This is a genomic window from Rhodococcus sp. RS1C4, assembly GCF_002258225.1.
GTDB classification, from domain to species: Bacteria; Actinomycetota; Actinomycetes; order Mycobacteriales; family Mycobacteriaceae; genus Rhodococcoides; species Rhodococcoides fascians_E.
In genome coordinates, this window is sequence record NZ_NOXZ01000037.1 from 104,365 (window position 1) to 121,494 (window position 17,130).

General features: G+C 64.4%; 15 protein-coding genes. 5 read left to right on the forward strand and 10 right to left on the reverse strand.

The features are described 5' to 3' along the window. Window positions 1–7: 7 nt before the first annotated feature. Window positions 8–1,135, reverse strand: coding sequence for a DUF5938 domain-containing protein (locus tag CH289_RS19220; protein WP_020111740.1), 1,128 nt, complete (start codon window positions 1,133–1,135; stop codon window positions 8–10). Window positions 1,136–1,383: 248 nt separating this feature from the next. On the opposite strand from CH289_RS19220, the gene CH289_RS19225 reads away from it, so the two are divergent. Further along, window positions 1,384–2,031: a TetR/AcrR family transcriptional regulator gene (locus CH289_RS19225; protein WP_020111739.1), complete on the forward strand. Its 648-nt coding sequence runs from the start codon at window positions 1,384–1,386 to the stop codon at window positions 2,029–2,031. A gap of 67 nt (window positions 2,032–2,098) precedes the next feature. After that, complete coding sequence (locus tag CH289_RS19230) at window positions 2,099–3,127, forward strand: LacI family DNA-binding transcriptional regulator (protein ID WP_026347749.1); 1,029 nt, start codon at window positions 2,099–2,101, stop codon at window positions 3,125–3,127. Here CH289_RS19230 and CH289_RS19235 read toward each other — a convergent pair whose 3' ends face one another. Then, window positions 3,128–4,018, reverse strand: coding sequence for a sugar phosphate isomerase/epimerase family protein (locus CH289_RS19235; RefSeq protein WP_020111738.1), 891 nt, complete (start codon window positions 4,016–4,018; stop codon window positions 3,128–3,130). Window positions 4,019–4,195: 177 nt separating this feature from the next. Between CH289_RS19235 and CH289_RS19240 the strand changes: the two genes are divergently transcribed. After that, window positions 4,196–5,377: a phytanoyl-CoA dioxygenase family protein gene (locus CH289_RS19240; RefSeq protein WP_020111737.1), complete on the forward strand. Its 1,182-nt coding sequence runs from the start codon at window positions 4,196–4,198 to the stop codon at window positions 5,375–5,377. Window positions 5,378–5,461: 84 nt separating this feature from the next. Here the strand turns inward: CH289_RS19240 and CH289_RS19245 are convergent, their stop codons facing one another. The 4 genes from CH289_RS19245 to CH289_RS19260 form a co-directional block, all read right to left on the reverse strand. Further along, the gene (locus CH289_RS19245; RefSeq protein ID WP_019664837.1) at window positions 5,462–6,901 is read right to left on the reverse strand and encodes a fatty acid desaturase family protein; all 1,440 of its coding nucleotides are present in this window, start codon (window positions 6,899–6,901) and stop codon (window positions 5,462–5,464) included. Window positions 6,902–6,921: 20 nt separating this feature from the next. Further along, window positions 6,922–8,019: a ferredoxin reductase gene (locus CH289_RS19250; RefSeq protein ID WP_170947461.1), complete on the reverse strand. Its 1,098-nt coding sequence runs from the start codon at window positions 8,017–8,019 to the stop codon at window positions 6,922–6,924. Window positions 8,020–8,185: 166 nt separating this feature from the next. After that, window positions 8,186–9,205, reverse strand: a complete 1,020-nt coding sequence (locus tag CH289_RS19255) for an LLM class flavin-dependent oxidoreductase (RefSeq protein WP_019664835.1) — start codon at window positions 9,203–9,205, stop codon at window positions 8,186–8,188. 28 nt (window positions 9,206–9,233) lie between these two features. Further along, entirely contained in the window at window positions 9,234–10,148 is a 915-nt protein-coding gene (locus CH289_RS19260; RefSeq protein WP_020111735.1) for an aldose 1-epimerase family protein, read from the reverse strand. Between the two features lie 35 nt (window positions 10,149–10,183). Between CH289_RS19260 and CH289_RS19265 the strand changes: the two genes are divergently transcribed. Further along, on the forward strand, window positions 10,184–10,984 hold the full coding sequence (locus CH289_RS19265; protein ID WP_019664833.1) for an alpha/beta fold hydrolase: 801 nt from the start codon (window positions 10,184–10,186) through the stop codon (window positions 10,982–10,984). Then, a complete protein-coding gene (locus CH289_RS19270) occupies window positions 10,981–12,165 on the forward strand; it encodes a PP2C family protein-serine/threonine phosphatase (RefSeq protein WP_020111734.1) in 1,185 nt (394 codons plus the stop codon). The genes CH289_RS19265 and CH289_RS19270 overlap by 4 nt, the downstream gene beginning before the upstream one ends. Before the next feature lie 6 nt (window positions 12,166–12,171). Here CH289_RS19270 and CH289_RS19275 read toward each other — a convergent pair whose 3' ends face one another. From CH289_RS19275 to CH289_RS19290, 4 genes are read right to left on the reverse strand one after another with little or no spacing between them, the layout of a single operon-like run. Beyond that, on the reverse strand, window positions 12,172–13,362 hold the full coding sequence (locus tag CH289_RS19275; protein ID WP_020111733.1) for a lipase family protein: 1,191 nt from the start codon (window positions 13,360–13,362) through the stop codon (window positions 12,172–12,174). A gap of 6 nt (window positions 13,363–13,368) precedes the next feature. Continuing rightward, window positions 13,369–14,646 (reverse strand): hypothetical protein, encoded by a 1,278-nt coding sequence (locus tag CH289_RS19280; RefSeq protein WP_231383833.1) that lies wholly within the window; start codon window positions 14,644–14,646, stop codon window positions 13,369–13,371. Beyond that, window positions 14,633–15,742 (reverse strand): glycosyltransferase, encoded by a 1,110-nt coding sequence (locus tag CH289_RS19285; protein WP_020111731.1) that lies wholly within the window; start codon window positions 15,740–15,742, stop codon window positions 14,633–14,635. Before CH289_RS19285 ends, CH289_RS19280 begins: the two co-directional genes overlap by 14 nt. Then, window positions 15,732–17,012 (reverse strand): hypothetical protein, encoded by a 1,281-nt coding sequence (locus CH289_RS19290; protein WP_256977384.1) that lies wholly within the window; start codon window positions 17,010–17,012, stop codon window positions 15,732–15,734. The genes CH289_RS19285 and CH289_RS19290 overlap by 11 nt, the downstream gene beginning before the upstream one ends. Window positions 17,013–17,130 lie beyond the last annotated feature (118 nt).

Below are 17,130 nucleotides of genomic sequence, written 5' to 3' on the forward strand. Positions count from 1 at the left end.
TCCCGGCCTAGCTGTGCGCGGTGACGATGGGATCGAGAACCAGACCGAACGCGCGCAGTACGCCGAGGAGTTCACGGTGGCCGAACGCTTGGCAGCTCGACGCGAAGCCCGTTGCTCGGGGCGGTGCCTGAAGTAGATGCGACGCTGCGTACGCGTTGAGCAACGCCGTCTGCTTGTAGTTGCAGTTGCCGTGGATGACGGTGTGCACCCGTCCGAGGGGTCCGGATGCGTAGACCGAATCCAACGAGGTGTTGATCCGTGGATTCTCTCGCGGCGGAGTCTCGCTACGTACGGACGCCGATATGGTGTCGATGATCTGGTACTTTTCGGCGTCGGACTTTCCTTCCATCTGCTCGAGCGCCGCAGCGATGATCTGGGGGACCCCGAGCATGAGCGGTCGATTGATGACGCCGCCGAGTGCGCGTGCATTGGCTACGCGGGGATCGTTCTTGAACCACACCGGATGTGACGTTCCGCCCCACGGCAAGGCAAGGCCGAGATCGTGCTGCCCGGGGACCACCACCTGGTAGATACCGTCCTCGGCGGGCCATTCCACGTATTCGTTCTGCTCGAGGAAGTACGCCTTGGAGAATGCGGCGTTGGTGAGGATCGTGTTGGTCGATGCGACGGTGGGATGCCCCTTCCAGAACACCTGGATGTCGAGCGTGTCCAGCCCCGGTGTCTCGAGGCAGATGTTCGCCGCGATCTCGCCGATGCTGTACATCTGCGCCAATCCTGGTGTGAGAACGAGGTTTCGTTCGGCGAACGCCGCGCCGTATTTTTTCTCGACGTCGATCATCCAGTCCTGTTCGCCGTTGGTGTCTGTGTAATGAGCCCCGATCTCCAGGCTTGCCTCGACCACTGCGTGACCCCATCTGGAGAACGGGCCTACGGTGTTCAGTACTACCTCGGCTCCGCGAAAAGCCTCCACCAGTGCATCTTTGGAATGTTCGACCTCCGCGATGTCGTGCTCGACGGTATCGATTCCGGGGACGGCATCCACGATGGCCTCGACCCGCGCGTGATCGCGTCCTGCCGCGAGAAACGGAATGTTGTACTCGCGCAGATACTCACAGATCAGGCGGCCGGTGTACCCGGACGCTCCGTACACGACTACACGCTTGTCGGTTGGCATGGCAGTAGGTCCTCTCGTCATCGGCCGAGCGCACAGGAGTCGGCCACGGTGGGATCGAGATCGGGGCGTTCGGGAAGAAGAACTCCGGGCCCGTTGTGTGTCACGAGTCACACTATGGCAATATTTGGACGAACGTCAAGAAAAATTTGGACAAGTGCCCAGAAAACTCGAACGCCGTCGGGAATACACTGCGATGACGCCGCAGGGTTGGAACCTGCTGGTGTTCGTCGCGAAGGGAGGGCTGGGTGATGAACGAGGCCGCCGACGCACGTGGCCGCATCGAGGAGCGCGCCAAGAACAAGTTCGAGGCCAAGCGGACCGAGCTGGCGCAAGCAACGTTGCACACCCTCGCCGAGTTGGGATATGCGCGCACCTCACTGCGAGAGATCGCCCTCAACTCCGAGTACTCGCACGGCGTGCTGCACTACTACTTCTCGGACAAACTCGACCTGATCACGCACGCCGTGCGCCAGTACGAAGCCATCTGCGTCACCCGGTACGACGAAGTGGTCGAGGCCGCCGAGAGCGACGAACAGCTGCTCACCGGATTCCGCACCATGTATTTCGACACACTGGAGTCGGACGCATTGGTGCATCGACTGTGGTACGACCTGCGCAATCAGAGTCTGTTCGACAGTTCGTTCCGGGACGACGTACTCGAGATCGAGGGCCGACGCGAGGAGATGATCTGGCGCGTCGTGAGCAGGTTCTGCGCGCTCAGAGGAACGGAGCCGGCGCTGGACAGCGGGGCTGCGTACATCCTGCTCGACGGAATCTTCCAGCGGGCACTGCTCGATCGGTTCGCCGGTAACGAGCGGAGGATCGACGTGGCCCGACGCATGATCCTCGACGCATTCGAGATGCTGGATTCAGGAAAAACGGTTCACGGCCGCTGATATTCTCTGCGGGTACGGTGATGGACCTTCGCGCCGTACGGATGCCGAAATCCCATCAGGAGCACCCATGCCCCACCGATACCGGGTGCGCGAGATAGCCCAGCAGGCCGAACTCAGCGAAGCCACCGTCGATCGAGTGTTGAACAAGCGTCCAGGCGTTCGTGAATCGACCAAGGACGCGGTCGAGAAGGCCATCGCAGACCTCGACAATCAACGAGCTCAGCTGCGAGTCGCCGGACGCAAGTTCATGTTCGACGTGGTCATGTCCGCTCCCAATCGATTCTCGGGTGCCGTCAAACGCGCGATCGAGGCCGAACTACCGGCTCTCGAACCTGCGTTGGTCCGAGCTCGATTCCACTTGCAGGAGCACGGATCCGTCGGCTCGCTCGTCGAGCGGTTGGACCGGATCGCTGCCGGGTCGTCCCACGGAGTCATCGTGAAGGCTCCCGCCGTTCCGGAGATCGTCGACGCGATCGACCGTGTCGTGGCAGCCGGAATACCTGTCGTCACCCACGTCACCGACGTGCCGGGGAGCCGACGGGTCGGCTACGTCGGGATCGACAATCGTGCAGCGGGGGAGACGGCCGCGTACTTGGTCACCAAAATGCTGGGCGAGACCCCCGGCGACGTGCTGATCACCCTGAGCAGCAACTCCTACCGCGGTGAGGAAGAACGAGAGATCGGATTCAGAAGCGCCATGCGCCGGATCTCCGGAACCGGCGACAACCGTCCGCGGTCGGTGGTGGAGATCGCGGAGAACGACGGGCTCGATTCGCGCGTCGAGACTTTGGTTCTCGATGCGCTGGAACGTAACCCGAACATCGTCGCCGTCTACTCGTGCGGCGGGGGGAACTCCGCGATAGTGCGTGCGTTCGACAAGCTCGGCCGCGACTGTTCGGTGTTCGTGGCCCACGACCTGGACGCCGACAACCGTGAATTGCTGTACCGGCATCGGATCACCGTCGTGCTCGATCACGACCTGCGCGCGGACGCGAATCGAGCATGCCGAATGCTGATGCACGCGCAAGGCGCGCTGGCGCCGGTGTCCGCCAAGTCGTCGGCGATTCGCGTGCTCACCCCGTTCAACATGTTCTGACTACTCGACGAAGGCGCGTGCGGTGTCGATCGCTCGTTTCAGAGCGAGATCGAGGGGAGTGGAACGGAATTCGGTCGAGAGGATCTCCGTACCCCACGTACCGGTGTAGCCGATGTCGCGCAGGACCCCGACCAGTCCGGTGAGATCGAACGTGCCGTCGCCGCAGAGCCGACGATTGTCCATCGTGTCGGACAGCAACGTACCCACCACCTCTGCATCGGCGTCGTCCAGTTCGATCCCGAACACGACATCCGACGTCAGCGAGTCGCGCAGCTCGTCCAACGTCGTGCCCGCCCGAAACACGTGCCACGCGTCGACGATGATCCCGCAATCGGGGTGACCGGTGGATCGGGCGAGATCGGCCCCGGCAGGGATGGTCGAGACGATCGAGAACGGCATCGGTTCGATCGCGATCCGCGTTCCGTGTTCTGCGGCCTGGCGAGTGAGTTCCAGCAGTGGTTCGGTGTACGGAGCGAGGTCGCGAGGTTCTGCGTTCTCCGATCCGATCTTGATGTGAGTCGGACCGAGCACGTCGGATGCGCGGAACAGCAAGTCACGGACGGCGAAGGTGTTGCCGTCCTCGCCTCGCGGAATCCACCATTTCTCCAGCAACTCGATCTCGACGAACTTCAGCGGCGAATCGTCCAACATCGCTCGGAGAGTGTGCAATCCGACGCCGGACTCGATCGCGGCCAGATCCGCCGCCACGATGCCCATCCCGGCGAAACCCGCGGACGCGACGGCGGCGATCCGTTCGGAGATGGGAATCGGGCTCACCGCGGGGGAGGCGTCGGGACGCACGTTGCCTGCGGACGTCCAGCACGCGGCGATCATGTCGGCGGGGACTCGGGGCGCATTGTCCGTGGACTTCACCGGCTCATCGGAGATCATCTGCTCATCGTCCCCGGGAACGCAGGTCTCGATCAACGGGCCGATCCATCAAATTCCCCTCGAGAAACGCGTCCGTTGCTCGAGGGGATCTTGATGGTTTTTTTCGTTGATCGGCCACATCTGTCTTGGCAAGCTTGCATCCAGGAACGATCCCTCCGAACTTCGAGGAACCTCATCATGACCAATGACATCCGGCAGACCCCGCGGACCGACAGGCTCAGCGAATCGGACTGCAACATCGACCAATTTCGTGAACTCGTCGCGCAGACCACCGAACTGGCGGACTACCCCCATGCGGCCGACGTCGCGTCGAACGTCCTGATCTACGACGCCGCCGCACTGACGGCGCAGGCCGCAGATGCGGACGCCCGCTCGGACATCCAGGACGAGCTCGCCGACGCTTTGCTGAACGGTCCGGGCATCGTGGTGTTCAAGAAGGCGTTCACGTCGGAGAACGCGCTTGCGGAGACGACGGCGGAGTACCGGCGAATCATCGAGCAGCAGCACGCAACCGGCGTCGTCGGTGGCGATCACTTCGCCAAGCCGGGCGCCAACGACAGGATCTGGTCTGCGCTGCAGAAGCTGGCCTTGGTCCAGCCGGAGCTCTACGCCCGCTACTACTCCAACGACATTCTCGCTCTCGTCTCCGAGGCATGGCTCGGCCCGATGTATCAGGTCACCTCGGCGATCAACGTTGTCAATCCCGGTGGTGCGGCTCAGAACCCGCATCGCGACTACCACCTCGGCTTCATGTCGACGGACACCGCCGCGAAATTCCGTGCGCACGTCCATCGTCTGTCGCCCGCCCTCACCCTTCAAGGTGCAGTTGCTCACTGCGACATGCCGATCGAGAGCGGCCCGACGATGTACCTTCCCTACTCCCAGAAGTTCGAGGCCGGGTACATCGCGTTCAACCTGCCCGAGTTCCGGGAGTACTTCGCGGAGAACTACATTCAGCTTCCGTTGGAGGAGGGCGACGCCGTCTTCTTCAACCCGGCGCTCTTCCATGCGGCAGGTCACAACACGTCGACGGACATCTACCGCATGGCGAATCTGCTGCAGGTCTCCTCGGCGTTCGGCCGCGCACTGGACAGCGTCGACCGTGAAGCCATCGGATCGGCTCTGTACCCGACGTTGCTCGAGTGGACCGAGAGCGGCCGCACCCGTGACGTGGAGAACGTCATCGCTGCGTCGGCCGAGGGGTACGCGTTCCCGTCGAACCTCGATCTGGACCAGCCGTTGACGGGGTTGGCGGGCGAGACTCATGCCGAACTGGTCAAGCGAGCCGTCGACAGCCGGATGAGTGCCGCCGAGTTCGACGCCGCCGCCCGGGCCCTGTACGCACGCCACGAGGCCTGAGCACACCCAGCCGGAACACACGTCGGGCGTCCTCGGTTCCATGAACCGAGGACGCCCGACATGGTGTGCTGTGAACCGAGACCGTCAGTCGTCGCCGCGGGGCGGCGGCTCGACGTCGACGCCACCGGACGAGTGCTCCGGACCTGCGTCCGGATGGCCTGCGGGAACGCGGCTACGCGACCGCGCGGCCTCGCTCTCGGAGGGAGCATCGTCGAACTTGCGGCGCCATGCTTCCTCCGGTCGGTACGGTCCGGGCTTCGGCCGAGCCTTGCCACCCGGTAAGGCGAGACGCGCGATCGTGCGATGCACCATGGTCCACTGCTGGATGAGCGGTCCGGTGTTGTACGGGAGCTGGTACCGCTCGCAGATGTCCTTGATCTTGGGCGACACCTCGGAGTACCTGGTGCTCGGCATGTCCGGGTACAGATGGTGCTCGACCTGGTAACTCAGGTTGCCACTCATCAGGTGGAACAGCGGCCCGCCGTCGATGTTCGCGGCGCCGACCAACTGACGGACGTACCACCCGCCCCGTGTCTCGTTCTCTACTTCCTCCTGGCTGAAGGTGTAGGCCTGATCCGGAAAGTGACCGCAGAAGATGATGCCGTGCGACCACACGTTCCTGATGATGTTGGCGGTGAAGTTCGCGGCCAGGGTCGCCAGGAACGTGCTCTCGACGCCGCTGAACCGGGAGTCGAGGAAACCGGTCGTCCTCTTCGACTTTCCGAAGCGGCTGGAGCCACGCAGTTTCGCTGCTAGCCTCGACTTCTTGCTCTCACGCAGGCGGCCGCCGCTCGCCAGCTGCGCCAGAGCGAACGCGCCCGCACTGATGGTCGGCCAACCCACGTAGTCCTTGACGAACTGCCGGCGTGCCTTTCCTGCAATTCCTTTGAGATCGCGGACCAGTTCCTTCACGGGCTTCTCGCCCCGGCGGATCGCCTCGATGTCCAGATCGTGCAGCGCGACTCCCCATTCGAAGAACGCCATCAGCAGAACGTTGTAGAACGGCTGCGCGAGATAGACGGGGTGCCATTTCTGGTTGGGGTCGATGCGCATGATCTCGTAACCGAGATCCTTGTCCTTGCCACGGATGTTCGTGTACGTGTGATGGACGTAGTTGTGCGAGTGCTTCCACGACTGGGCCGTCGACGCGGTGTCCCAGTCCCACACGGACGAATGGATCTCCGGATCGTTCATCCAGTCCCACTGACCGTGCATGACGTTGTGGCCGATCTCCATGTTCTCGAGAATCTTCGCGATCCCGAGGCACGCGGTACCTGCAACCCAGGCGGGCTTGCTCGTCGAGCCCAGAAGCAGAACTCTGCCGGCAACCAACAACTGCCGTTGAGCTGCGATGACGGACGTGATGTATTTGCGGTCCTTGGCGCCGAGGCTCGCGTACACCTCGTCGTGAATGGCGTCGAACTCCTTGGCGAGCTCGGCTATGGTCTCGTCGCTCAGATGCGCCAGAGGATTGACCGGTTCGGTCCTGCTCGGGTCGGTCCTGGTTGCGTCGTCGATCGTCATCTATGTCCTCCCAGAAGATGTCAAAGCTCGATTTCGATGTCGCCTTCCGCTGTGTTCACGCAGATGCGTACCGCTTGGCCGGTCGGTTCTGAGACGTCCCCGTTTCGAAGGTCCCGTATCCGTCCGGATTTCAGAGTTCCCACGCAGGTGTGGCAGATGCCGATCCTGCACCCGAAGGTGAGGTCGAGACCGGCGTCCTCACCGGCCGCGAGAATGGTCGTTCCACCGTCGCATTCGACCTTCTTCTGGCTGTTGGTGAACGCGACCACGCCGCCTTCACCTTCCTCCGCGTTCCCCCCGATGACCGGTTGGAAACTCTCGTGGTGGAATCTGTCGTAATCGCCCTGGTCTTTCCAGTAGGACTTCAGATCGTCCAGATGCTCACCCGGGCCGGAGCAGAATGCGTCACGTTCTCGCCAGTCGGGCACGAGTTCGTCCAATTCGGTCGCCTTCATGCGGCCTTCGTCGCTGGTGATGCGCAGCTTCACGGCGAGGCCGTTGTGCTTGGCCTCCAGCTCGTCGAGGGTGTCCGCGAACATGAGCTGCTCGCGGGTGTGAACCGAGTGAACCACCACGATGTCTCGAACCTGGTCGTGATGGTCGAGGCTGCGCAGCATACTGATGATCGGCGTGATGCCGCTGCCCGCGCTGATGAAGACCATCTTCTCCGGCAGCGGGTCGGGGAGGGTGAACTCGCCTTCGACCTCACTGAGACGAACGATGTCGCCTGTGCGGATGGTGCCGACAAGGTACGGCGACACAGTCCCCTCGGGCACGAGTTTGGGACTTACGCTGACCAGGCCGTCGACAGGGTCCGGGTCGGACGTCAAGGAATAGGCCCGCCAGTGGTAACGACCGTCGATGAGAACACCGAGCCGGACGTACTGTCCTGGCACGTGACCAGCCCATTCGAAGCCGGGACGAATGAAGACGGACACCGCCTCCGAGCCCTCCGGCGCGACGCGAACTACCTGCCCACGCAGTTCCCGCGTCGTCCACAACGGGTTGATCAACGCAAGATAGTCGTCCGGTCTCAACGGGTTGAACAGCATTCGAACCGCGCGAAGCGCTGTTCTTCGCACAAAAGATACCTGGGGCTTGGCCCCCCGCTCTGCCACACCTGAAACGTAACGCCAACACCGCGTCTGTGTCGTGAAACCGCAAAATGAGCCGAAATCAATTGTATTTCAAATTGTTTGGCTCATTTCGGGGGCATACGAATGCCCGGGCCCCCGCAGCCGATTACGCGAGTAACCGGTCCGGCCGGGGCCCAAACATCGTCGGTCAGCGCCAGCCCAGAGCGGGAGCGACGTCGCGGAGCAGAGCCTCCATGACATGTGCGCAGTAGTCCACGCCCAGCTGGTTGGGGACGGTGATCAACACGGTGTCGGCGGCCGCAATGGCCTCGTCGCCCGCCAGCTCCTCGATCAGCTGCTCGGGCTCGCCTGCGTACGACTTGCCGAAACGTGCGATGCCGCCGTCGATGTATCCGACCTGATCCTGGCCGTCGGCCTGACGTCCGAAGTAAGCCCGGTCGAGATCGCTGACGATGGGAAAGATGCTGCGGCTGACGGAAACTCGTGGTTGATGCGAGTGGCCGGCGTCGGCCCAGGTCTTGCGGAACCGCTCGATCTGCTCGGCCTGCAACCGATGGAACGGAATGCCCGTGTCCTCGGTGAGTAGCGTCGAGCTCATCAGGTTCATACCCTGCCGTGCGGTCCACTCGGCAGTCTCGCGATTGCCCGCACCCCACCAGATGCGCTCGCGTAGTCCCGCGGAATGCGGCTCGAGGCGCAGCAGCCCCGGGGGGTTCGGGAACATCGGCCGCGGATTCGGCTGCGCGAACCCTTTACCTTCCAGCAAGTCGAGGAAGACGCGGGTGTGTTCGCGCGCCATCTCGGCATGATCGGATCCTTCCTTCGGGGAATACCCGAAGTACTTGTACCCCTCGATGACCTGCTCGGGCGATCCACGGCTGATGCCGAGCTGCAGTCTTCCTCCGGAGATCAGGTCCGCAGACCCTGCGTCCTCGGTCATGTAGAAGGGGTTCTCGTACCGCATGTCGATGACGCCGGTGCCGATCTCGATGGTGCTCGTCTTCGCTCCGATGGCTGCGAGCAGCGGAAACGGCGACGAAAGCTGGTTGGCGAAGTGATGGACGCGGTAGTACGCCCCGTCGGCACCCAACTCCTCGGCGGCGACCGCCAAATCGATCGATTGCAGCAGAACGTCGGAGGCCGAGCGTGTCTGCGACTGGGGCGACGGCGTCCAATGGCCGAAGGAAAGGAACCCGATCTTCTTCATTGTCGCTTCAACTGTTCGTCTGTCGCGACTATTCCGCGTCCAGGTCGACGGTGCAGGAGAACACGCGTTCCTGCCCCGGGGGTATCACCAGAGTCGCCGGTCCGGCGCCCAGCTCTCCGTTCGACGTCTCCGGAGCGGGCAGCCCCGCCCACGGTTCCAGACACACGAAACCCGCACGCGACGGCGGAGACCACACCGCGAATTGCTCGAAACCGGCCCACGTCAGCGTCAACGTTCCCGTCGCTTCGGACTTGTATGTGGCCTCGGTCCCCGCGACGCGCTCGAACACCACGGCACCTGCGTCGAACAGTGTGTCGGAGAGGGCCAAGGTTCGCCCCGACAGCGGAGACGGCTGTGGCTCGGGCAGCGGGACACCGTCGACGACGCGGTGGACACGGTCCGACTGAGCCTCCGCGAACACGACGGAGCTGGCTTCACGTGCAGCCGGTTCGGTGGGCCACAGAAACGCCGTGTGCAGCCCGAAGGACGCGGGCATGATCCGCGAACCGGTGTTGACGATGCTGTAGTCGGACCTCAGTTCGCTGCCGCGCACACGGTGACGGACCCGCAGCGCGAAATCGAACGGGTAATGACGGCGAGTGCGATCGTCGGAGGCGAGCTCGAATTCGCACGTGTCGTCGGACGACGCGGTGAGTGTGAATGCCATGTCTCGGGCGAACCCGTGCTGCGGCATCGGATACGCCACCCCGTCGACGGTGACCGAATCACCGGGCGATCGGCCGATGCACGGGAACAGGATCGGGGCGTGCCGACGCCACTGCGGACCCGCGTCCCACAACAATTCTCGCCCGGACGGTGTTCGTACGGACACCAACTCCGCGCCCACCGACGCGACGGTCACGGTCCAGCCGTCTCCGGTCAATGTCGCGCCGCGCGGACCCGAGGAAGACGGCGGCTGCGACTCCGGTGTCGTGGGTACCATCGTCCGAACGTAGCAGCAGGTGAGAGACTGTGCCGATGGATGTGCGTGTGAAGAACAACGTGAGGGTCACCGGGGTTCCCGACGGCCCGACCGTCGTGCTCGCGCACGGATTCGGATGCGACCAGCATCTGTGGCGCGGCGTGACCGCGCTGTTGGCCTCCACCTGCCGCGTCGTGTTGTTCGACCACGTCGGGGCGGGCGGATCGGACCTGGCCGCATGGAACGAGGAGGACTACTCCGGACTCGACGCGTACGCAGCGGACGTCGTCGATCTTCTCGTCGATCTGGATTTCGGTCCCGTCGTGTACGTCGGCCATTCCGTCGCGTCGATGATCGGGGTGCTCGCCGCATCCGAGCGCCCGGAACTCTTCGACAAGCTGGTCTTGGTCACGCCGTCACCGCGCTACATCGACGACGATGACTACCAGGGCGGCTTCACCCGAGGCGACATCGACGAACTACTCGAATCGCTCGATGCGAACTACCTCGGTTGGTCCGCAGCGATCGCACCGATGATCATGGACAACCCCGATCGTCCCGAACTGGCGGCCGAACTCACCGACACGTTCTGTCGGACGGATCCATCCTGTGCCCGGTCGTTCGCCCGCGCGACGTTCCTCTCCGACAACCGCACCGACCTCGGGCGCGTCGTGACCCCCACGCTCGTCATCGAGTGCGAGCACGACGCGTTGGCGCCGCGAGAGGTCGGCCGCTTCGTCCACGACAACATCGTCGGCAGTGAGCTGATCACGTTGAACGCCAGTGGACACTGTCCGCACGTGAGCCATCCCGACCTGACGGCGGCCGCGATACTGTCCTTCGTCGGCCGCACGTGAGCGACGTCGATCCGCTCCTCGTCGAATCCGCGGAGGATCTGTACGAGAACGCACCGTGCGGTTACCTCTCGACGTGGCCGGACGGCCGTATCGCCAAGGTCAACTCCACGCTGACCAGGTGGCTCGGATTCGAGCGCGAGGAACTGCTCGGTCTGCGCTTCACCGAGTTGTTGACGGCGGGAGGTCGGATCCATTACGAAACGCACTTCGTGCCCCTGCTGTTCACCCGCGGAACGGTGGACAGCGTCGCGCTCGACCTCGTAGCCCGTGACGGCGAGCGCCACCCGATGTTCGTGACGGCGAACATCGGTCGCGGACCCGACGGGCTTCCTGCTCTGGTCCGTATCACCGCTCTCGATGCCGGCGAGCGGCGGGCGTACGAGCGGGAGCTGATCGCCGAACGACGGCGTGCCGAGCTCGAGCGCGAGCGCGTCGAGGTGCTCGCACGCACACTGCAACGCTCGCTGCTGCCGCCTGCGCTGTCACCACCCGCAGGCGTCGACTCCGCCGCGTACTACCACTTCGCGTCGCAGGACGACGTCGGAGGCGATTTCTACGATCTGTTCCCGCTGTCCGACGATCGATGGGGGTTCTTCCTCGGAGACGTGTGTGGGAAGGGGTCGGACGCCGCCGTCGTCACGTCGGCGACGCGATACTCGCTGCGCACGGCGGCGGTGTACGCCCAGGACCCGGTCGAGGTGTTGCACAACCTCAATTCGCTTCTGCTCCACGAATTCGGCCACGAGGACTCGCGATTCTGCACCGTGATCTTCGGCGTCATGACCGTGCGCGAAGGCCGGCTCGACGTCGAACTCGCCAGCGGCGGGCACCCACCTGCGCTGCTGATGCGAGCGGACGGCACCGCGAGCTATCTCGACACCACCGGCGGCCAGCTGGTCGGCATCCTCCCCGCGCCGCGGTTCGTGTCGCTGCGCGTGCAGTTACTGCCGGGGGACACACTCGTGCTGTACACGGACGGCCTGACCGAGGCTCGGACCGGAGTGGGACGGAAACGCTACGACGACGAGGGCGCACTGCTGGAGTTCGCCACCGCCCGATCGCCCGCATCACCCCTCGACTTCGTCGACGATCTCCGAGAACTGTTGACGGGCTTCGGCGAAGGGCTGTCCGACGACACCGCGATACTGTCCTTCGGGTTGCCGCCGAAGCCCCTGGCGTAGCGGCCATCAACCGCCGCAGTTGTTCGGCGGCGGAGTGCCTGCCGCACGTCCGTCGAGCCATTGTGCCGGTAGTGCACCGAGATTCAGGATGCCGTGGCCCTGGTTGGCTGCAACCTGCACTTCGATGACATCGCCCATGGCGCATCCCCGGCGGACGGCATCGATCGTCCACTGCGGTGCCACGAGCTGATCCTGGTCACCGTAACCGACGAACATCGGCTGGGGCGCGGGCCCTTTCGGAATGCTGTACTCGGCGAGCCACGTCCGTAACCGGTCCGCTGCCTGCGGGGACACCGGAGCGTAGTCGGCGGGAACAACGGAGTCGGCCAGAGTGGACTGCAGTGCGGAGTTCTCGCCGAGGCAGGTGAGAAACGCGTCGCTTCTGCGTTCGAGCACTCCGTGCAGGTAGTCGCTCGTTTCGAGTTCGGGATGTTTGGCTGCGATACCGCTCAGGATGGACGGCAGAGCCGCGATCTGGGCGGTGGTCAAGGTGCCGTTCTGCATCTCGTCCACCAACCCGGTCAGGTCGGTGGCGGGGGACATGCTCACCGTGCCGAGCAGTTGGAGGCCCTGGCCGTAGTCGTCGGACAGTTCGTTGGCCGACCACACGGCCTGCCCTCCCTGGGACACCCCGTACCCCACCCAGTCTGTGGAACTCTCCGGCAGCACCTCCCGCGCCGCGCGCACCGCGTCGATGATGTTGTAACCGGCCGTCGTCGGCTCCAGGTACGGGTGCACTTCCGAGGTGCCGAGGCCTTGGTAGTCGGTCATCGTGACGGCATACCCGTTGGACAGGAACGGAATGATCGTCGTGAGGCTGCCCAGCAGGCCGATACGGGTCGACGGGGCGCATCGACTGTTCACCCCGGTCGTTGCATGTCCGATGGATGCTATCGGCCACCCGCCCTCGGGCGGAGTTCCTTTGGGCGCGAACACTACTCCCGTGACCTCGGTGGGGGAGCCGTCTATACCGGACGTCGAGGCATAACGCACCGATACCGACGTGCCGGTCAGGTCCGCCAGCGCGGGATACCCCAGGAACTCGACCGGCTCGGCCAACAACCGACCCGGTGACCCGTCCGTCGCCGTGGCGTCGTCGTTCGGTCCGTCACCGGACGAGCTCGAACACCCCGCCAGTGCAAGGACGCCGACGAGTGCAGCGGCGATTGCTCGTGCACGGAGCGCTCCACGGATCATCGGTCATCACTTCGGTTCGGCCTGCAGGGTCCCGACGGGGTCGTCGCACATCCGACGCAGAGCGGATTCGATCACCGCGGGGTCGATCATCTTGTCGCAGAACGACGCAGTGAACGTACGCCCGTTGTCGATCTCCGACACCAGCAGAGTGGCACCGTCGGGCCCGTCCGGTTCGAGGAACGCGGCCAGGCGCGGCGGCCGCTCGTCGCGAATCCACAGTCCGTCGTCGAACATGGTCAGTTTGCCGAGATCGCTGACTGCGAGGCGGATGCGGTCGTTGACCTCGATCGAGGGTTCGGTCGACGCGTGCGCGGCCGGAGCCGAGCGCTTCAGAGCGGCTTTGATCTGAGACATCCCCAGAATCGCTATGGGCCAACCTGAATCGATCACTTGCCGCATCAGGGCCGCGATGTCCGTGGCGCTCGGCGACGGAGGAATCCGAACGGGAATACCGACGGCGAAGTTGCCGTGGCCGTCCTGAAGTTTCGGCGGCAGGTAGCGACGGCTGTTGAAGAGGATCATCACCGACTCGTCGACGGTCACGCCTTCTGCCTCCAGTGCGGCAATCCACAACGCGATGGTGACCGACGCGGTCGTCGCCTTGCCCGGTTGGGTGGACGCCCACTTCTTCAGTTGGGCAACACGATCCGGGGCCATGAAGTCCGCTCGCGACGTCTTGCCGGACTCCCAGTCCTCGATGCGCTTGGTGGCACCCGCTACCAGGCGAGGCGGCTTCTTGTTCTGTTTGCGCAGGCGCCAGAAATCTCGGAGTGCTGCAGGACGTGACAAGTAATGGTGGCGAATCGCCGTCCACGTGGTGTTGCTCGGCAAGCCTTTGGCGAGAGCCGGGGCGCGGCCGAAATCGATGTTTCCGCCCAGAGTGGCGAGCAACAGCACACCCATCTGACCGTCACCGACGCCGTGCGAGTAGTCCACCGCGATGTAGTCGCCTGCGATGACCACCTCCAGTGGCTCCCGAACGCCCGGGCGACGCCGGATCACGCCCATTAGGTGGCCCAGGTCGTGACTGTCCTCGGCGGGTAGGTGCGCGATCGGGGTCCGCTCGCCCAGGTTTCGACGGTAGCGCCACTGGACGGTGTGAGTGTCCGGTTCCACTGCGAGCCGAGGAGTCGCCGTGCTCTGCTCTGCCACGGTCAGGGCCTTGCGGATGGCGTCCTCGTCCAACGTCACGCACGGGCCGATGACGGCAATGGTGCGGGCTTCGGCGAACACTCGATCCATCGCGGTGGATCGATACGTTGTCGTGCGGTCAGACGATGTCATCGAGAACCTCCTGCATCTTGGCTCGGAAGTTGGCCCGGGAGAACCCTTCCGCCCAGGCGCGGATCTCGTGCCGGTCGAACGCCGACGGATCGAACGACGACATCGCCGCGGCGAACCCGTCGACCACCTCCTCGTCGGAACCGGATGCGACGAGTCGACCGGACACTCCGGGGACGACCGTGTCGAGCGCTCCGCCCTCACCGAGAGCGATCACCGGAGTGCCCGTCGCCATCGTCTCCACCGGCACGATCCCGAAATCTTCCACACCGGGCATCAGCAGGCCGCGAGCGCGGCGATGAAGCCCGAGCAGGTCTTCGTGCGACACACGACCGAGGAACGTGGTGTTGGGCCCGGCGAGCTCTCGGCATGCGTTCATCGCGCGACCGTCGCCCGCAACCACGAGTTTGATGTTGGCCGCCGCGGCGGCCTTCACCGCGATGTCCGGCCGTTTGTAGGGCACGAGACGGCCCGCCAGCAGAAAGAAATCCTCGCGCTCGACCGACGCGTCGGGTGTGAATCCCTCGGTGTCGACGGGGGGATGAACGACCACGGCGTCGTCGCGTCCCCACCAGTTGGAGATCCGATCGGCGACCGCGGACGAGTTGGCCACCACGGTGCGGAGCTTCGGGGCGGCAGCGATCTCGCACTTGCGCGCGACAGCGGACAACGCGGTGAGAATCGCGGCACCTGCCTTGCCGCCGCCCTCGCCCGCGCGCAGCGCTGGATCCCACGCCCATCGCGCCGGACTGTGCACGTACGCAACGACGGGTGCGTCGGTGGCGAACACAGCCTGCGTCGCGAACGCGTGGTGGCTGACGATGGCGGCGTCGATGTCGCCGAGTTCCAAGTGCCGAAACGCCGTGGGCATCAGCGGGAGCAGCGGGGCGTAGGAGCGCTCGCCGAGTGCCTTGTATCCCCTGTCGAGGAACGTCGTCTTCGGTGGGCGAGGCAGGTCCTTCGGAATGCCCTGTGCCCGTGCGACCGCGGCATACACCTGGGACTCGGGCCACTGCAGCGCGAGCTGTTCGATGACGTGTTCCGAACCTGCGATCTCGGTCAGTCGCTCGTGGACGATTGCAACCCGGTCAGTTGTCATTGCTCGGGGCCTCCGCATTCTGTGGCTCGGCAGACTTCTTGCGTCGTTTGCTACTGGCTTGTTGCAGCACGAGATACGTGGGTACGGCGAACTCGTGCAGGCGGCGAAGTGCGTGCTCGGCGGCCTTCCTGTCCTTGCCGCCCTTCGAGAGAATCACCACGGCACTCTCGACGTCCGCGACATCGACGACCGTCCACCACTCGCTCGCCAGACCTCCCTCGATGAACGCACGCCCGTCCTGGGGCGGTACCGCCTCGGCGACCGCGTATCCGGCGATCGGGGTGGTGCTGCCTGCGTTGGACTCGGCGTCCTGGCCGATGAGGATGACGGCCTCGTAGCCGTCGCGTCCGGGAGCGGAATGCCGCGCCGAACCCGACGTGCGGGGCCCCCCGCGCTCGCGTGCTGCAATTCTGCCGACCACCGACGGAGGTAGCGCATCTCCGCCCTGAGGATCGAAACTGGCACGGTACTTCTTGGCGACCCGGCTTGCCCACGCCCGCGTCGGCCGCGATCCGATTCTGCTGCGCAGCAGCACGATCAGCTCTGCAGCGATGACCAATGCCGCGAGCGCGGCAACCGACGCCTCCGAGAACGGCTTGGGGGAGACCGGGGTATCGCTTTGTTCGGGAGTCGACAGAACGACGAGCTGATCACCACCGCCGCTCTGTACCTGTGCCAGCTGGCCTCGAAGATCACTCAGAGTGGCGTTCGATGCAGTCTTGGCGTCCCCGTCCGGAAGCGCGTTGTTCCGCGCTTCTTCCGCAGCCACCGCTGCTTGGAGCTGTTCGAGCTGGCTCTGGGTGTCGCGTGCACTGTTCGCGTTGGCGGCCTGCGCAACCGTCGAGACCGTCGACTGGGTCAACTGGAGGGCAAGTTCCGGTGACGGCGCCGTGACGGTGAAGACCAGCAGAGCAGGCGAGGTGCCGGGCTCGAGTGCCAGGTTGGACGCGAGCGTGCCCGCGGTCCAGTCCGTGTCCACCTCCGAAACCACTTGTTCGAGCACGTCGTTGTCCGACGCGAGACCGATGAAGGGTGCTCGCATCTGCTCGATGAACGCATCACCGGGCACCAGAGCTTGCGCAGGTTTGATTTCGGTGACGATCGATGCCGAGTAATGCTTCTCGCTCAACTCGGTTCGGGCGAAGAACACCGCAGCGCCCACCAGCAAGCCGATGACGAGCGCGGGAAGGAAAGCACGACCGAGTTCTCTCATGTGCCCGGCGAGGTCGATCGGCGGCGGCACGTCGCTACGGTGCACTGGATCGTTCACGGATGCCAACCGAAGCTCCTTTGATCGCCTACATGGGCAGAGATTCCTTCACTCGAATGTGAAGACCGGACAGGTGCGATGATACCCAAACCGCCTCTCGGTGCTTCGGTACGCCCGA

Bases quoted from the DNA above. Each gene is read 5' to 3' on its own strand.
- CH289_RS19220 (WP_020111740.1), bottom strand. From the start codon at position 1,135: ATGCCAACCGACAAGCGTGTAGTCGTGTACGGAGCGTCCGGGTACACC.
- CH289_RS19225 (WP_020111739.1), top strand. From the start codon at position 1,384: ATGAACGAGGCCGCCGACGCACGTGGCCGCATCGAGGAGCGCGCCAAG.
- CH289_RS19230 (WP_026347749.1), top strand. From the start codon at position 2,099: ATGCCCCACCGATACCGGGTGCGCGAGATAGCCCAGCAGGCCGAACTC.
- CH289_RS19235 (WP_020111738.1), bottom strand. From the start codon at position 4,018: ATGATCTCCGATGAGCCGGTGAAGTCCACGGACAATGCGCCCCGAGTC.
- CH289_RS19240 (WP_020111737.1), top strand. From the start codon at position 4,196: ATGACCAATGACATCCGGCAGACCCCGCGGACCGACAGGCTCAGCGAA.
- CH289_RS19245 (WP_019664837.1), bottom strand. From the start codon at position 6,901: ATGACGATCGACGACGCAACCAGGACCGACCCGAGCAGGACCGAACCG.
- CH289_RS19255 (WP_019664835.1), bottom strand. From the start codon at position 9,205: ATGAAGAAGATCGGGTTCCTTTCCTTCGGCCATTGGACGCCGTCGCCC.
- CH289_RS19260 (WP_020111735.1), bottom strand. From the start codon at position 10,148: ATGGTACCCACGACACCGGAGTCGCAGCCGCCGTCTTCCTCGGGTCCG.
- CH289_RS19265 (WP_019664833.1), top strand. From the start codon at position 10,184: ATGGATGTGCGTGTGAAGAACAACGTGAGGGTCACCGGGGTTCCCGAC.
- CH289_RS19275 (WP_020111733.1), bottom strand. From the start codon at position 13,362: ATGATCCGTGGAGCGCTCCGTGCACGAGCAATCGCCGCTGCACTCGTC.
- CH289_RS19280 (WP_231383833.1), bottom strand. From the start codon at position 14,646: ATGACATCGTCTGACCGCACGACAACGTATCGATCCACCGCGATGGAT.
- CH289_RS19285 (WP_020111731.1), bottom strand. From the start codon at position 15,742: ATGACAACTGACCGGGTTGCAATCGTCCACGAGCGACTGACCGAGATC.